This is a genomic window from Paenibacillus hubeiensis (genome assembly GCF_032334105.1).
GTDB lineage: Bacteria > Bacillota > Bacilli > Paenibacillales > Paenibacillaceae > Paenibacillus > Paenibacillus hubeiensis.
In genome coordinates, this window is sequence record NZ_JAVYAE020000002.1 from 494,854 (window position 1) to 510,450 (window position 15,597).

Consider the following 15,597-nt stretch of genomic DNA (forward strand, 5'->3'; position numbering starts at 1 on the left):
CATGTTTGTTTATGCTGCTACGAATGCTGAGAAATGATATTTCCAGAAAGAAAGGAATCACGGCTGCGTTGTTTATTTTTGTACTGCTGGCAGCCTTGCTGGTATCTTCGGGGTCACGGATGATTATGGAGCTGACGAGTTCCATTCAATATTTGTTCTCTGAATCCAAGACACCACACTTTGTGCAAATGCATGCCGGAGAGCTGGATCAGGCCAAAGTAAACACATGGGCCGAGGATCAACCCATGGTCGCCCAGCATCAGATTGTAGAGATGGTCAATATTGATGGCGCCAATTTGTTTCTCGGAGCAGAATCTGAAAAAAATAGCGTCATGGACATCGATTTTGTTGCTCAGAATCAGGATTTCGACTACTTACTGAATTTGAACAGTGAAATTATACAGGTTAAGGATGGCGAGATTGCTGTCCCCGTATATTACATGCAGCAGAATCAATTAAGCGTGGGGGACCAGATACGAATCGATAATGGACAATTTGAGCGTTCCTATACCATTGTCGATTTTGTCCGGGATGCCCAGATGAACCCGTCAGTTGTACACTCCAAACGTTTCGTGGTGAGCCCGGACAACCTGATGGAACTGAAGCAGGGTGTCGGAGAGATGGAGTATCTCATCGAGTTTCGATTGACCGATCCCGGAAAGACAGGAGAGTTCACACAAGCCTATCAGAATGCCGGACTTCCCAATGCCGGTCCGGTTGTGACTTATGGACTGTTTCAGTTACTGAATGCCATGACTGATGGCGTAATAGCAGCCGTTATTATTTTGGTCAGCCTTGTGCTGATTCTGATCGCCATGCTCTGTATCCGGTTCACGATGCTGGCTACGATCGAAGAGGATTACCGGGAGATCAGTGTCATGAAAGCCATCGGGATCGCAGAGAAAGACATTAAGAAACTGTATCTCATGAAGTATGTATTTATGGCCGGGTTCGCTTCCCTGCTGGGTTACGTTGCATCACTAGGCGTTAACAGACTTTTTGTCTCAAATATTTTGTTGTATATGGGCAAAGCACCTGCAACCCTGCTGCATTTTGCCGTGCCTTTACTGGCTGCCGGATTGATATTTGCCATGGTCGTTCTGTTCTGCCGGACGGTGCTGCGGCGGTTTCGGTCCATCTCTGCCGTGGAGGCGCTTCGGACGGGAAGTCTGGGAGATACACAGATCGTTCGCAATCGTCTCAGTCTGTCCCGCAATCGCTGGTCTTCCGTGCCGATCTTTCTGGGACTGAAAGAAGTCGTACAGCGAATCAAGATGTTCCGTTTGTTATTATTCGTGTTTGTCGTCAGTTCGTTCATCATGATCGTGCCGATTAATTTCCTTAACACTTTGCAGGCACCAAGCTTTATTTCCTATATGGGTGTAGGACAAAGCGATATTCGCATTGACTTGAGGCATACTGACGATGTTGAGCAGCGCTATGAAAATCTGATTTCCCGGATCAAGACCGACCCCGACATCAAAACGTATTCCCCGCTGGTAACAAGCCAGTTCAAAGTTCGGAATGCAGAGGGCAGTTATGATAATCTGAGCGTGGAAACCGGCGACTTCAGCATTTTCCCGTTGTCTTATGTCAGCGGTAATGCGCCAACGACCGAGAACGAAATTGCATTGTCCGATGCGAACAGCAGCGAGCTCGGGCTGAAGACGGGAGAACAGCTAACCTTGCTGGTTAATGGCAAAGACCAGGTCATGACGGTCAGCGGTATCTATCAGGACGTAACGAATGGCGGAAAAACGGCAAAAGCTCTGCTGCCATACAACAAGGATAGTGTGCTGTGGTATGTGGTCAGCCTTGATCTGAAAGATCGCAGTCAAATGGCTGCCAAAATTGCCGAATTTGAAACATCCTTCTCTCCAGCAAAAGTGACGGATCTTCAAGGGTATCTGGATCAGACGCTCGGGGGAACCATTCAGCAATTAAAGCTGGTCACCATGCTGGCCTTGGCCATCGGGGTATTCATATCGATACTAATCACCTCGTTGTTTCTTCAAATGTTGGTAGCCAAGGATAATAACGATATTGCTGTGCTAAGAAGTCTCGGTTTTGCCTTGTCCAAGATTAAGCTAAAGTATGTAGTCATGTCACTTATCATATTGACTTTCGGAGTTGCTGCCGGAACAGTACTGTCCAATACGCTCGGACCACTGCTTGTCAGCAGTATTATGTCCACATTTGGCGCTTCCAGTATTGTCTTCGTTATTGACCCGATACAGGCGTATATTCTGTGTCCGTTGTTGCTTGCAGGAACCATCGTACTGACGGCTTGGATCAGCATCCAGTCGATCAAGGAAGCCAGCATATCCAAAATGATCGTGGAATAGGGAGGAACAACGATGACAACGATACTAGAAGCCAAAGACGTGAATAAATCCGTAGCAATCGGTGAGAATGAAGAGCATAGCATTTTGAAAGATATTAATCTCCAATTAAAAAAAGGAGAGTTCGTATCCATTATGGGCCCGTCCGGCTCAGGCAAGTCTACGTTATTGTACAACATCAGCGGCATGGATCAGGTCAGTGCCGGCAGTGTCTACTTTAACGGCAAAAAAATATCCGCATTCCAGGAGAGCGACCTCGCAAGTTTGCGCTTGACCAAGATGGGGTTTATCTTTCAGAACATTCATTTGCTCAAGAATCTGAACTTGCTGGATAACATCGTACTTTCCGCGTATCTTGCCAAGAACAGCAGCAGGGATGCCATTAATGCAAGGGCGCTGTCACTCATGAAAAAGATGGGAATTGACGGGCTGGCTCATCACAACATCACGCAAGCCTCGGGAGGGCAGCTGCAGCGGATTGCCATTTGCCGGGCGCTTATCAATAATCCGGATATTTTGTTTGGAGATGAGCCGACAGGGGCACTGAATTCCAAGTCTACACACGAGATCATGGATATTCTTGGCGACATCAATGCCGCAGGTACTACCATTCTGCTTGTAACGCATGATGTCAGGGTCGCTGCCAGGTCAGAACGAGTTCTGTTCATGATGGACGGCAAACTGGTCGCAGATAAACATATCGGCAAATATGCAAGAGAACGTCAGGATCTGAAAAACAGGGAAGGTCATCTGTCACAATGGTTAGCTGAAATGGGGTTCTAATTCAAGAACTTCACGACTAGAATAGACCGACAGTCGGTCGAATGGATCGGAGGACAGAATATGAGATTGATTAAAAATCCGGAAGAACGCAGAAATGAAATACTGGATGCGGCCGAGATTCTGTTCGTGACAAAAGGGTACACCAAAGCGACTGTCATGGATATTCTCCAGGCTTGCAACATTGCCAAGGGCACCTTTTATTATTATTTCCAGTCCAAGGAAGAGGTTATGAATGCCATCGTCATGCGTTTTATTCTGAACGGGGAGGCATCAGCCAAACGTGTAGTATCTGATCCGAACCTGAACGCCCATGACAAAATTTTTCGCATTATTATGGCGCAAAATCAGCCTGACGAAAAAAAGCTCGGGCTGATTGAGCAATTGCACCATGTGCAAAATGTGGAAATGCATCAAAAAAGTCTTGTTGAGACGGTTCTCCGATTAAGCCCCATTTTGGCTGAAGTGGTCGAGCAGGGCATTCAGGAAGGAGTGTTTCACACACCTAATCCCAAGGAAGCTATTGAATTTTTGCTGGTATCCTCACAATTTTTACTGGATCAGGGCATTTTTCAATGGGAGGAAGAGGAGCTCCGGAAAAAGGTGGAAGCTTTCGCTCATATCACGGAACGTGTTCTGGGAGCGGAACAAGGAAGCTTCACCTACATCACCCGTTTATATTTCCCACATCAAGCCTAGAAGAGAAAGGAGCAGCATCGATGGAACATACGGTTCAAAAATCCTTTGGCAAGTTTCTGGTTGTATGGTTTGGTCAGCTCATCTCCATGATCGGGATTGGCCTTACGGCCTTCTCACTGGGAGTGTATGCCTTCGAAAAGACGAATACGGCAACAAGTGTTGCCCTCATTACCCTGTTTACATTTCTGCCCAACATCCTGCTTCGGCCGATTGGAGGTGTACTGGCTGATCGGTTCGATCGCAGGACGATGATGATCATTGGTGATTTGGGTTCGGCTGCCGGTCTGATTTTTATTCTGGCTGTCATGCTCACGGGAGATATTCAGTTATGGCATATCTACGTGGGGGTAGCCTTCAGTTCCGTGTTTTCGGCACTCCAAAGTCCGGCATACAAGGCTTCTGCCACAGACCTGCTGGACAAAGATCAATTTTCTAAAGGAAGCGGGCTTGTGCAGCTGGCGGAATCCTCCAAATTTTTGTTTTCACCGATTATCGCGGGCATCCTGCTCGGTATCACGACGATCGAAGTGATTCTGATCATTAATATTGGGACATTTCTAATTGCCATTCTGGCTGTGCTGGTCATTCGGAAGAGCATGAAGGTGGAGCGCGAGGATCAAGAAGACAGAAACTGGATGACTGATATTCAGGAGGGGTGGAGGGAAGTTGTAACCAACAAGGGAGTGCTGCTGCTGGTCATTATCATTTCCTTGGTTACCTTCTATCTGGGATTCCTGGAAACGCTGATCGGCCCAATGCTCTTGTCCTTTACGGATGCCAAGACACTTGGAACGTTTCAGTCCGTTAGCGCGATCGGCATGTTAATCAGCAGTTTATGTATCGGCATATTCACGATGACGAAGAAATACGCAAGTGTGCTGGTCATGGGATTAGTGATGTGCGGACTGTCCTTCTCGCTATTGGGCATATCGACCAACATTTATTTTATTATCTTCGCGGGTTTCCTGTTCCTGTCATCGCTGCCGTTTGTCAATATGAGCGCGGATGTGCTGGTGCGTAACAACATTGCCAACGAGAAGCAGGGCAGAGTATGGGGGATCATCGGTATTCTGTCACAGCTCGGATTCATCATCGCGTACAGTTTGGCAGGATTTCTGGCCGATCATGTGTTTAACCCGCTGCTGCTGGAGGGCGGAGCACTGGCATCTTCGGTTGGTGAGATCATTGGAACCGGACCGGGGAGAGGGATTGCCCTGCTATTCATCATTGCCGGCCTGTTTGTTATTCTGATCGCCATTATCACATCCCGTTTGAAAATGATCAAATCCCTAGAGCAAAGCCCAAATCTTGCAGCTTCTTCGGATGTGGGTGGGTTGGCGCACGATTAATCAGGTATGGCCCGTTTGTAAAATATGAAGGTTATGACCCCTAAACGATCGTTAAAAAGAAAGAGGCTCATGAATTAAACTAGTCCCCATAGACTAGACACTTTGAAAAAAGGGGTTTAGGCTGTGGGGGCCTTTTTGTATACTGGTACTAGTATCAAGGGAGGGTATTATGAGTAAAAAACTTTTTTCTAAGACAGAACAAGACCAACTCTCAACGAACAAGTATGTCACGAAAGTAAGTGACAAATCCATTACTTACTCCGATGAGTTCAAGCGGTTATTTATTAACCAATATTTAGAGGGCAAGACGCCAAGAGAGATCTTCGAAGCCCATGGGTTTAGTGTGGAAGTTTTAGGTATGAAGCGTGTAGAGCAAAGCGCGGACCGTTGGAAGAAATCTTATGAGCAGGGCGGAATCATTGGGCTCATGGATTCCCGTAAAGAATTCTCAGGACGAACGCTTAGACGGGAACAGACGCCAGACGAGATCATCGCCAAGCAGGATGCACGGATCAAACTTCTGGAGTCTCAACTTGAACTGCTAAAAAAAGCAGACACGACAGAAAGGTGGCTGGTAGCCAAGGGAAGAAGCCTGAGCAAGAATAAGCTGTTTGAACTTATTCATGAAACCGTAGGACAGGGATTCAAACGAATGACGCGCTATCTATGCGAACTGCTTAATGTCTCGCGATCAGGATACTACAGTTATCTTAAGGCTGCAGATTCCCGCTTAGAGCGAGCCCGACGGGACGCAGAGGATGGCGCGCTAGTCAAGAAGGCGTTCTCTAGAAGAGGCTTTAAAAAGGGCGCTCGCTCGATCAAAATGGTTCTGGAAAACGAGTTCGATGTCATCTTTAACCGAAAGCGAATTCGCAGGCATATGCGGGATCTAGAACTCGTTTGTCCCCATCGAAAGCCAAATCCTTACCGCCGAATGGCTAAAGCCACCCAAGAACATCGAGTTGTCCCCAATAAGCTACAACGGGATTTCAAGAAGGAGATCCCGGGTCTTGTGCTGCTTACCGACATTACGTACCTTCCATTTGGCCGGTCGGAGATGGCGTACCTATCCACCATTTTGGACGGCTCCACTGGAGAGCTGCTTGCTTACAACCTCTCCGAAAGCCTCGCTCTGCCATTAGCAACGAATACGGTTAAGAATCTCATGAAGCAACGACGCTTGAAATTACATAAGAATGCTTTTATCCATTCCGATCAAGGTTGTCACTACACAAGCCCTCAGTATCAGAAACTACTGAAGAAGAAAGGGCTTGGCCAGTCTATGTCAAGGCGTGGAAACTGTTGGGACAATGCCACTCAGGAGTCCTTCTACGGCCACATGAAAGACCACGTCATTAGTCGAAACTTCTCTACTTTAGAAGAGCTTAAACATGAAATCGATCGCTACATCCGCTACTACAACCATCACAGATATCAATGGGGATTAAAAAAGATGATTCCTGTACAATACAGGAATCATCTTTTGTCGGTAGCTTAACTCTCTTTTTCAAAGTGTCCTTGACGAGGGGACCAGTTTAAATAGGGCTTCTTTCTTTTTATTATAGACAGGCTGTGCTCAAAGTGGGCCATCGTTTTATCTTTAAGATGAAGAACAACTGGGCAGTCCTGCTTTGTGATCGAGAGAGACAACAGTTCCGGCATCCGGAGTGTTGATCAGAGGCTCTAGTGCAAGGAGCGAGACAAAAAATTCATTTTCGCCTTTACTCTCGTTTTTGGTAACGTTGCTGGGTTTCGGAAATCGTATTGCTGATTTCACCATATACGTAGTTTCGTTGGAGCTCATTGCAATGAACTTAAATTTGCAAGGTAAAACCTTTAGTTCTGATCTAGACTACTGATGTAGTTTTATTATAGGTTATGTGGAGGATACTGGATTTCCATGTTCATAAGAGATTGGCATATATCGCTCAAGGGCTTGATAGGTTAACAAGTGATCAAGATCGTTCAACTTTAGGGAGGGACATAACGATGATGATGAAAATAAAAGACATTCGCGAGCATTCGATCCGTTTGGCCATAGGTGAGCCGCTGCAGCTACCGAGATTCGTCGAGGCCGAATTGGAGAATGGCATAAATACGACATTGCCGGTGGTGTGGGAAAGCATCCCGCCCGTTCTGCTTGAGCAGTCAGGTACGGTTACCGTTGAAGGAACCGTTAAAGATGACGAGTATCCGAATCCGCTTGTGCTGAATCGCGCCGATCCTCATGTGCTTAAGCATACGGACGGATACTACTATTTTACGGGTTCTGTGCCAGAGTACGATCGAATCGTGCTGCGGAGATCCCGGACCATCAGCGGCCTTTCCGATGCCGAGGAGATGGTCGTCTGGACGAAACACGAAGAGGGGGAGATGGGCAGCCATATTTGGGCACCAGAGCTTCATCATATTGATGGAAAGTGGTATATCTACTTCGCGGCCGGAACGGCAGAAGACAAGTGGGCAATCCGTCCTTATGTCCTGGAATGTGAGGACAACGATCCACTTACGACAAGATGGATTGAAAAGGGGCGAATCAAGCTGCCGGTTGAAAGCTTCTCACTCGATGCCACCACGTTCGAACATCGGGGGCAGCGTTATTTGGTTTGGGCTCAGATTGTTGAGGAATCTTGCCTTTATATCGCTCGGATGGATACGCCATGGTCCATTTCGACCGAGCCTGTAAAAATCTCTTCACCGGAATATGATTGGGAGATTCAGCTGCACCGCGTGAACGAAGGGCCGGCAGTTCTGGTCAAGAACGGGCGTGTTTTCATGGCCTACTCGGCCAGCGGGACTGATGATCGTTATTGCATGGGGCTGCTCACGGCGGATGAAACGAGTGATCTGCTTGATCCGTCTTCATGGACCAAATCGAAAGAACCGGTGTTCTCAAGCAGCGAGTCTAATTCTCAATATGGACCGGGGCATAACAGCTTTACGATGTCCGAAGACGGCTCAAAGCTCCTTTTTGTTTACCATGCCCGCCCCTATAAGGAGATTTCGGGAGAGCCCTTGTATGATCCGAACCGACACGCCCGAGTTCAGCAGCTCTTATGGAAGCCGGACGGTACGCCATACTTCGGTGAACCGGGGTGGAAGCTTGATCCGGCTGGATACAAAGCAAAATTAAGGATCACGGTGCAAGATGCTACTGCTAGCTTGAATTAATGACATGTAATATAGCATATATAACATGGCATGGACTTTTAAAGCTATATAGGTTGAACTAGACATTTACACGATTAACGGAGAGGGCAGAAAGAATCTGGAGAAGCGAAGCGGTCGCATTTATCACCGGATTTTCCCTTTGAAAAACAGGGGATCAAAAAAACCTGGGGATAACAGTGATCGGAAGAAGGTTCTGACCACGTAGTGACTCCGTGTAAAAATCATCGGTTCAACTTATATAATGCTTTTACATTAACCCAAAATGACATAAATAACAGTGAAGCAGCGGATTTCCGTTTAGGCGGAAAGCGCTGCTTTTTGATCATTCACACCATAGCTGATCCGTATATTCCTGCCACTCATGTAACTGTTATGTAACGTCAAGTAGGCGCTGATATCCAAATCCCGATCGCTTTTTCAAAAGGCATCTTGGTTGCGCTAATAGATGGTTAATAACATGGATTCAGTACTCGGAATATGCGATTGAACTCAGCTGAAAAGCAGCCCCAACAACCATATTCAATTTTCCCCACAGTAACAGTCATTGATGCTGATCAATAGTTGGGTGTCACCCTAGCTATATTCAACTTTTCAATTGAATAGATTTATTGATTTGTTTATACTAACGTAAACTCATACATTGAATGTAAAGGAGGAAACAAAATGACTCATATGAAAGCCATTCAAGTTCCTGCCAAAGGTGAAGCGATGCAATTCGTCAAAATCCCCGTATCTGTTCCTGCTAAAGGACAAGTACTTCTTCGAGTTCAAGCTTGTGGAGTATGTAATGGAGATTCAGGCACGATAAAGGGTGGTGCCCCGGAATACCCGAGAGTGCCAGGACATGAAGTAATCGGATTGGTAGAACAACTAGGTGAGGGATCAACCAAATGGAAAGTGGGTCAACGAGTCGGACTGGGGTATCATAGCGGACACAATCATATAACGGGGTTGACCATGGATGGTGGTTACGCGGAGTATATGGTCGCTTATGAAGATGCTCTGATTCTTATTCCCGAGGAAATTACTTCTGAAGAAGCAGCTCCGTTAATGTGTGCCGGTGAAACGACATTTAGTGCGTTACGAAATAGTTCGGCACGCCCAGGTGATGTAGTCGCTATTTCAGGCATCGGCGGATTAGGTCATCTTGCCGTCCAATACGCCAAGAAAGCTGGTTATCGAACCGTTGCCATATCCCGAGGAGGGGATAAAGAGCATCTCGCAAGAGGACTTGGGGCACATATTTACATCGATTCGGAAAAAGAAGATCCCGCCACAGCTCTGAGAGCACTCGGTGGAGCTAAAGTTATTCTTGCCACGGCACCCAATGCTAGCGTGATTTCTTCTCTAGTTCATGGCCTAGACACGGGCGGCGAACTTATTATTGTAGCTGGATCCAGGGACTGTTTAGAGTTATCGGCTATGGATTTCTTGATGGGTCCTCATACCGTGAAGGGATCATTTACTGGGCATGCCAAGGAAATTGAAGCTGCAGTCCGATTTAGCGTATTGACAGATGTTCGTCCGATTATTGAAGTTTTCCCTCTAGAACGTGCAAGCGAAGCCTATGAAAAAATGATGTCAGCCAAAACACGATTTCGGGCAGTCTTAAGTATGGTTGAATAACAAAGATTAATATAGGTCGGACACCCATTTGATACCCTAATGAAATACCATGAATATCTGCTTGACAGTCGTATTATTCTTTCTTATAATTCAATTAATCAATTGAACATAATATCATTTGATTGAATATATATAGGAGGTTGTCCTTATGAGTGCAACTGCATTAACAAATGAGACGTTTAATCATCAAATTCAGTCTGGAATTACTCTGGTTGATTTTTGGGCACCATGGTGTGGTCCTTGTCAAGTCCAACTGCCGATTGTCCACCAATTGGCCGACGATATGAAGGGGAAAGCGACGATTGCAACGGTGAATGTAGACGAACAGCCGGAGTTGGCCTCACGTTTTGGAATCCGGAGTATCCCAGCATTACTTTTGTTCCAAGATGGTAAACCACTCGATGCAATGGTAGGCATTCATCCACGTGATGTTCTCGAAGCAAAAATGGTTAAACTTATGGATTAAGTGGTCGGATAATCGGTAACAACGCTAAAAAAATGTTGCCGATTATCGTTAAACCATATAATGAAGCCATTACATTTGCCTTATAACTACCTTCTAGTAGGTAAAATTGAAATAGGAGATGGTATCATGAAATTTGAAAACAAAACAGTAATTGTAACGGGTGGCGGAACAGGAATTGGAAAGGCCACAGCACAACGCTTCTTTAAAGAAGGCGCAAATGTAGTCATTAATGGCCGTCGGGAAGATGTTTTAAAAGAGACTGCTCGGGAGATTGATCCTTCCGGCAAGAAAGTCATTATCGTAGCGGGCGACGTCAGTTTGCCAGAAACATCGAAAAATCTCGTTCAAGTCGCTGTGGAGGCTTTTGGTGGAATAGATATACTCGTAAACAACACTGGCAAATTTAACCCGACTCCTTTCCTGGATCACACTGCGGATGATCTGCAATCGTATCTAGATACGATTGTTAAAGGTACATTTTATCCTTCGCAAGCAGTAATTCCGGAAATGAAAAAAAGAGGTGGGGGAGCGATTGTGAATACCGGTTCAATGTGGGCTATTCAAGCGGTAGAATCGACGCCATCGGCCGCATATTCGGCTGCTATGGCAGGTAGACATGCTTTGACTAGAAATTTGGCTGTAGAATTGGCAGGCGACAACATTCGAGTGAATGCAGTAGCACCCGCCGTCGTCGAAACTCCAATCTATAATACATTTATGAGTGAAGAACAAGTAGCAGAAGTACTGCCAACCTTTAATGCTTTCCACCCTATTGGACGTAACGGTACAACGAAGGACGTTGCAGAAGCCATCCTGTTTTTGGCCAGCGACTCGGCTTCTTGGATCACTGGTGTAATTATGCCTTTGGACGGCGGTGTTACGGCACGTCTTCGTTAATTTTATAATGTGCATGGTTGAGAACTCCAATCGAATCGGTTGGGGTTCTACCATTCATGACTCCATATTGACAATAAGACAAATCCATCCTAAAATTCAACCATTCAATTGAATAATTCGAAAATAAAGCGAGAGGTGCTTAGAGGTGTATCGACATTCAATATACGTATCCAATGTTAAGGGAGTAAAGAATACGTCGCTTAGGAAAGTTACATGGTGATCACAGTTGCACTATTCTTTATCATCGCAATCGGGATTTTTCAGCATTTCCGTTATATGCGAAACGTAACGATTTTATCGATAAATCAAAGCCAAATTCATCCATTTCCCCATGCCAAATTACTTGATGTTCGAGATGCTTCCGATTTTAACAAGTCATCCGTACCCACATCGATTAACATTCCAATAGGTCGACTATCCTTCGTTTGGGAGAAGGAGCTTACCACAGAGGATCGGGTTGTGATTTTGACCGATACATCTTTCAAGGGCAGGAAAGCTGCACGAATATTATTAAAAAAAGGGTTCCGACATCTGTACCTCATGGTTGGCACGGTTCCTGCTCAGAGTGAATGGTTTGGGACTCAAGAGAAGCTTGACCAATAAAAAAATATATAAACCGCAAAAAAGATACACACGTTAACGGAGAGGCAGAACCAATCTGAAGAAGCGAAGCGGTCGCATTTATCACCGGATTTTCCCTTTGAAAAAGGGAATTTAAAAAAATCTGGGGATAACAGCGATCGGAAGATGGTACTGCACTCGCAGTGCCTTGTGTGATTGTTTGTCTTGCATATCAAAGGAGATTGAAGAAATGAATAATCCAGTAATCATTGTAGGCGCAGGTTTAGCCGGAATTCGCGCCGCAACGCTGCTCCAGGCAGAAGGAATTGATTATCGAATTTTAGAAGCAAGGAACAGAGTGGGGGGACGAATTTTATCAATTGAGAGCTCAACCATGCCGGAATCGGGAAAATTTGATCTTGGACCTACTTGGTATTGGCCGCGTTATGAAAAATCGATTTCCGAGCTTGTTCAAGAACTTCGTCTAGAAACGTTTGAGCAATATACTGAAGGTGCTATGTTGTTCGAGCGCTATGAAGGTAGAGCACCTGAACGACATGTCTTACCTGAACACGCCATAGAAAGATCCCTTCGTTTTACCGGAGGCGCGCAAGCTTTAATTCGTTCATTAGTTGATACGTTGCCCTCTAATAAAATTGAATTAGGAGTGCATGTCAAAGGAATCGATCTAAGCGAAGATAAAGTCATCTCGATCAGAGCCGAAGATTCGGAAAGGCATACCAAGGAGTACACAACAAATTATGTGATTCTTGCATTGCCACCCAGACTTATTGTAAAACACATTCATTTTTCTCCTGCCTTGTCTAGGCAAACGGTAAGTGATTTGATGAACAAACCTACTTGGATGGCAGCCCAAGCAAAAGCGGTGGCCGTTTATGATCGACCATTTTGGAGAGAAACGGGACACTCAGGAATGGCTTCAAGTTGGGTCGGCCCATTACAAGAAATACATGATGCATCTCCTGGTACAGGTTCAGGTGCCTTATTCGGTTTTTTTGGAATGCCAGCAACTACCCGCCAAGAGATAGGTGAAACGCGAATCTCCAAGTTGGTCATCGATCAATTAGTTAGACTTTTTGGGCCCGAGGCAAGAGAAGTACGGGAAATTCTATTGCAGGATTGGTCAACTGAACAAGAAACAACAGTCTCAGATGATCTTATGCAGCGTTCAAGTTTCCCTGAATACGGAGCAATACCAGTAGTGGGTGATTGGGAACAAAAAATCATTTTTGCAGGAACCGAGACTAGTTCAGAGTTCGGCGGTCATTTGGAAGGAGCACTACTTTCGGCTGAAAGAGCGGTTAACCAGATCATTGCATTTGTGAAATAAACGATTTCTACCTATTAGTAGATATTCCGAGTGGACAGGAAGGAGAGCAGTTTACATTTATGAATCCAAAGAAAAACACAGTGCAAGACATCATGGATACCGGGCTTACTTTGGTTCAAGCGCGAGGGTATAATGGGTTTAGCTATGCAGACATAGCAGAAGCGATCGGCATTCGTAAAGCGAGCATTCATTACCATTTTCCCTCTAAACAAGACCTAGTCCAGGCTATTCTGATTCGATACCGCCAAGATTTCACAGACCGGCTTCAAAAAATTAGCGATCAACCTTCGAGTGAACTTCAAAAGTTAAAATCTTTCTTTGGGCTGTATCGTGAAACGCTGGAAAACAACACCAAACTTTGTTTGTGTTCTATGATGGCTGCTGAGCTGAATTCCTTTCCCGTTGAAATTCGGGATGAAATAAACCGATTTTTCGAAGCTAATATCACTTGGGTTCAGCATGTACTGGACCAAGGAAAATCAGATGGAGAGTTTTCGTTTTCCAACGCTACTTTGGAGCAAGCACGGACACTTATTGCCTTTGTACAAGGTGCTCAATTGTTATCCAGAACTTCAGGTGAAATTGGATATTATGATGCGCTTGTCTCAAACTACTTGACAACGTTAGTCCCATAAAACGGATTAAAAAAACCACATATTCATTGAGATCATGAATAAAGTGACCCCATAAAGTGAGACAGGTGATTTAGCTAGGCGATTAACCGGGCATGAGCCTCGATATTTTGTATCGGACCGAGAATAAAAAATTGCTTATGGCACACAAATTGAATTCGTTAAATGACAAAAGACCTCTATCCAGATACTGGATGAGATCTTTTGCATAAGAACAAGAGCTGACTTAATGGATCAGAAAATGACCTTGCCATTCATTGATTCCTTCATCCATGCGATAAGCTTTAAAACCTTCTTGTTGCAATTTTTGAACAGCCAGTGCCGAATACGCGCAAACCGGACCCTGACAGTAAGCAATGACCTCAGCGTCCTTCGGGAGTTCTCGCATCATGCTATCGAGCTGATCCATAGGCATTGAAATGGCTCCGGGGATATGTCCCATTTCGAATTCTTCTTTTGGACGCAGATCGACCAAAACAATGGATTCACGATTCACTTTCTCCATAACTTCATCCATGGTGAGTGTTTGGACCCCATCAAGGTTGTTTATAAAATCGTCTTTTAATTTTGAAATATCCGGAAGTTGCTTTTCACTTATTCGCCAAAGGGAAGACATGAAATCAATAATTTCAGGATCTGCTAGAGAGTATATGGCATAGGTTCCTTTCTTGGTGAACTTTACAAGCTTGGCATCAAGCAAAATTTGAAGATGACGGGATACGTTGGCCATATTCATACCTGTACATTCTGCCAATTTTTCGACAGACTTAGGGCTTTGAGCCAACACATTCAGTATTTCAAGTCGTTTGTCACTCGACAAACTTTTACCGATTCGTGCAAGTTGTCTATACAGATCCTCTTTCAATACCTTTGCTGAAGCCAATGGTTCTTCCATCATGATCAACCTCTATTCTATGTCGTTATTCTTCACATTAAGGTGTTTATCTTCAATCATTAACTTCTATAATTGAATTGATTCAATTGATTAATAAAATTGTATCATGTTCTATCATGTAATCAAGGACCAGCGATAGGGATTATCTTGACGAAAGGATCACTGCGAACTATAATTCAATTGATTGATTGAACGTTTGATTTTGGGCAGTTCATACATTAACTCATGAAGGTTCGAAATCGTGGCAAAGGCCTAATTGTTAGCTCGTGATGAAGATGTTCAAGTCCTGCATGGCTTTAGCTTCACTGCTAAAGCTAAAGCATACCTGGAAAGTACTCTTTTCACAAATGATGTTGTTGTTGGGCTGAAGGAACTGCTCCAGTCTGATCCGGAAATTCGTATTTATAGTACTTTATAGAGAGAAGTTTCTACTACTCTAAAGGATCACGCTAATACTACAAAATTTACTTTATAAACCGACATTGCAATCCCGCTATGTCGGTTTAGTTTCATCAACACATGAAATAACTCAATGAAGAAATTTCATGTTAGGGAACCGCTATTATCAAATTATGTAGGGGAGAAAGGGCTGATCCCAAACAACTTCTTATGTCTTCAGCAGCAGCTTGCTATTTAATGACTTTGGTATTCTTGTTGGATCAAAGGGATCAAAGTCGAATTCCTGTAGCGGAATTGTCTATGGAGACGGAAGGCAATACGACTTCAGAAGGACAATTGCATCATTCATCGTCGAAGATTGAACTGATTCGTCTGTGACGGCTCAGTTCAAATTCACGAATAGCTCAATTACAATTTTTAAGTATTACA

General features: G+C 44.7%; 14 protein-coding genes. 13 read left to right on the forward strand and 1 reads right to left on the reverse strand.

The genetic code is table 11. The annotated features are described in order from the left end of the window. Positions 1-11 precede the first annotated feature (11 nt). The 12 genes from RSX24_RS08805 (at position 12) to RSX24_RS08860 (ending at position 13,877) form a co-directional block, all read left to right on the forward strand. Positions 12-2,345, forward strand: a complete 2,334-nt coding sequence (locus tag RSX24_RS08805; RefSeq protein ID WP_343260323.1) for an ABC transporter permease — start codon at positions 12-14, stop codon at positions 2,343-2,345. Between the two features lie 12 nt (positions 2,346-2,357). Continuing rightward, positions 2,358-3,125, forward strand: a complete 768-nt coding sequence (locus RSX24_RS08810) for an ABC transporter ATP-binding protein (protein ID WP_236412582.1) — start codon at positions 2,358-2,360, stop codon at positions 3,123-3,125. Between the two features lie 60 nt (positions 3,126-3,185). Beyond that, positions 3,186-3,821, forward strand: coding sequence for a TetR/AcrR family transcriptional regulator (locus tag RSX24_RS08815; protein WP_339272463.1), 636 nt, complete (start codon positions 3,186-3,188; stop codon positions 3,819-3,821). Between the two features lie 20 nt (positions 3,822-3,841). After that, positions 3,842-5,170 (forward strand): MFS transporter, encoded by a 1,329-nt coding sequence (locus RSX24_RS08820; RefSeq protein WP_343260324.1) that lies wholly within the window; start codon positions 3,842-3,844, stop codon positions 5,168-5,170. Between the two features lie 169 nt (positions 5,171-5,339). After that, on the forward strand, positions 5,340-6,668 hold the full coding sequence (locus RSX24_RS08825) for an IS3 family transposase (RefSeq protein ID WP_343260325.1): 1,329 nt from the start codon (positions 5,340-5,342) through the stop codon (positions 6,666-6,668). Between the two features lie 491 nt (positions 6,669-7,159). Then, positions 7,160-8,341, forward strand: coding sequence for a family 43 glycosylhydrolase (locus RSX24_RS08830; RefSeq protein ID WP_343260326.1), 1,182 nt, complete (start codon positions 7,160-7,162; stop codon positions 8,339-8,341). Positions 8,342-9,004: 663 nt separating this feature from the next. Next, the gene (locus RSX24_RS08835) at positions 9,005-9,967 is read left to right on the forward strand and encodes a zinc-binding dehydrogenase (RefSeq protein WP_236412585.1); all 963 of its coding nucleotides are present in this window, start codon (positions 9,005-9,007) and stop codon (positions 9,965-9,967) included. 148 nt (positions 9,968-10,115) lie between these two features. Then, a complete protein-coding gene (trxA, locus tag RSX24_RS08840; protein ID WP_236412586.1) occupies positions 10,116-10,433 on the forward strand; it encodes a thioredoxin in 318 nt (105 codons plus the stop codon). 126 nt (positions 10,434-10,559) lie between these two features. Beyond that, positions 10,560-11,330: an SDR family NAD(P)-dependent oxidoreductase gene (locus RSX24_RS08845; protein WP_236412587.1), complete on the forward strand. Its 771-nt coding sequence runs from the start codon at positions 10,560-10,562 to the stop codon at positions 11,328-11,330. A gap of 213 nt (positions 11,331-11,543) precedes the next feature. Next, positions 11,544-11,933, forward strand: a complete 390-nt coding sequence (locus RSX24_RS08850) for a rhodanese-like domain-containing protein (RefSeq protein WP_343260327.1) — start codon at positions 11,544-11,546, stop codon at positions 11,931-11,933. A gap of 208 nt (positions 11,934-12,141) precedes the next feature. Then, entirely contained in the window at positions 12,142-13,242 is a 1,101-nt protein-coding gene (locus RSX24_RS08855; protein WP_236412589.1) for a flavin monoamine oxidase family protein, read from the forward strand. A 59-nt stretch (positions 13,243-13,301) separates the two neighbouring features. Next, positions 13,302-13,877, forward strand: coding sequence for a TetR/AcrR family transcriptional regulator (locus RSX24_RS08860; RefSeq protein WP_236412590.1), 576 nt, complete (start codon positions 13,302-13,304; stop codon positions 13,875-13,877). Between the two features lie 223 nt (positions 13,878-14,100). Here the strand turns inward: RSX24_RS08860 and RSX24_RS08865 are convergent, their stop codons facing one another. Continuing rightward, positions 14,101-14,769, reverse strand: coding sequence for an ArsR/SmtB family transcription factor (locus RSX24_RS08865; RefSeq protein WP_236412956.1), 669 nt, complete (start codon positions 14,767-14,769; stop codon positions 14,101-14,103). A gap of 564 nt (positions 14,770-15,333) precedes the next feature. On the opposite strand from RSX24_RS08865, the gene RSX24_RS32415 reads away from it, so the two are divergent. Then, positions 15,334-15,546, forward strand: a complete 213-nt coding sequence (locus RSX24_RS32415; RefSeq protein ID WP_343260507.1) for an OsmC family protein — start codon at positions 15,334-15,336, stop codon at positions 15,544-15,546. Positions 15,547-15,597 lie beyond the last annotated feature (51 nt).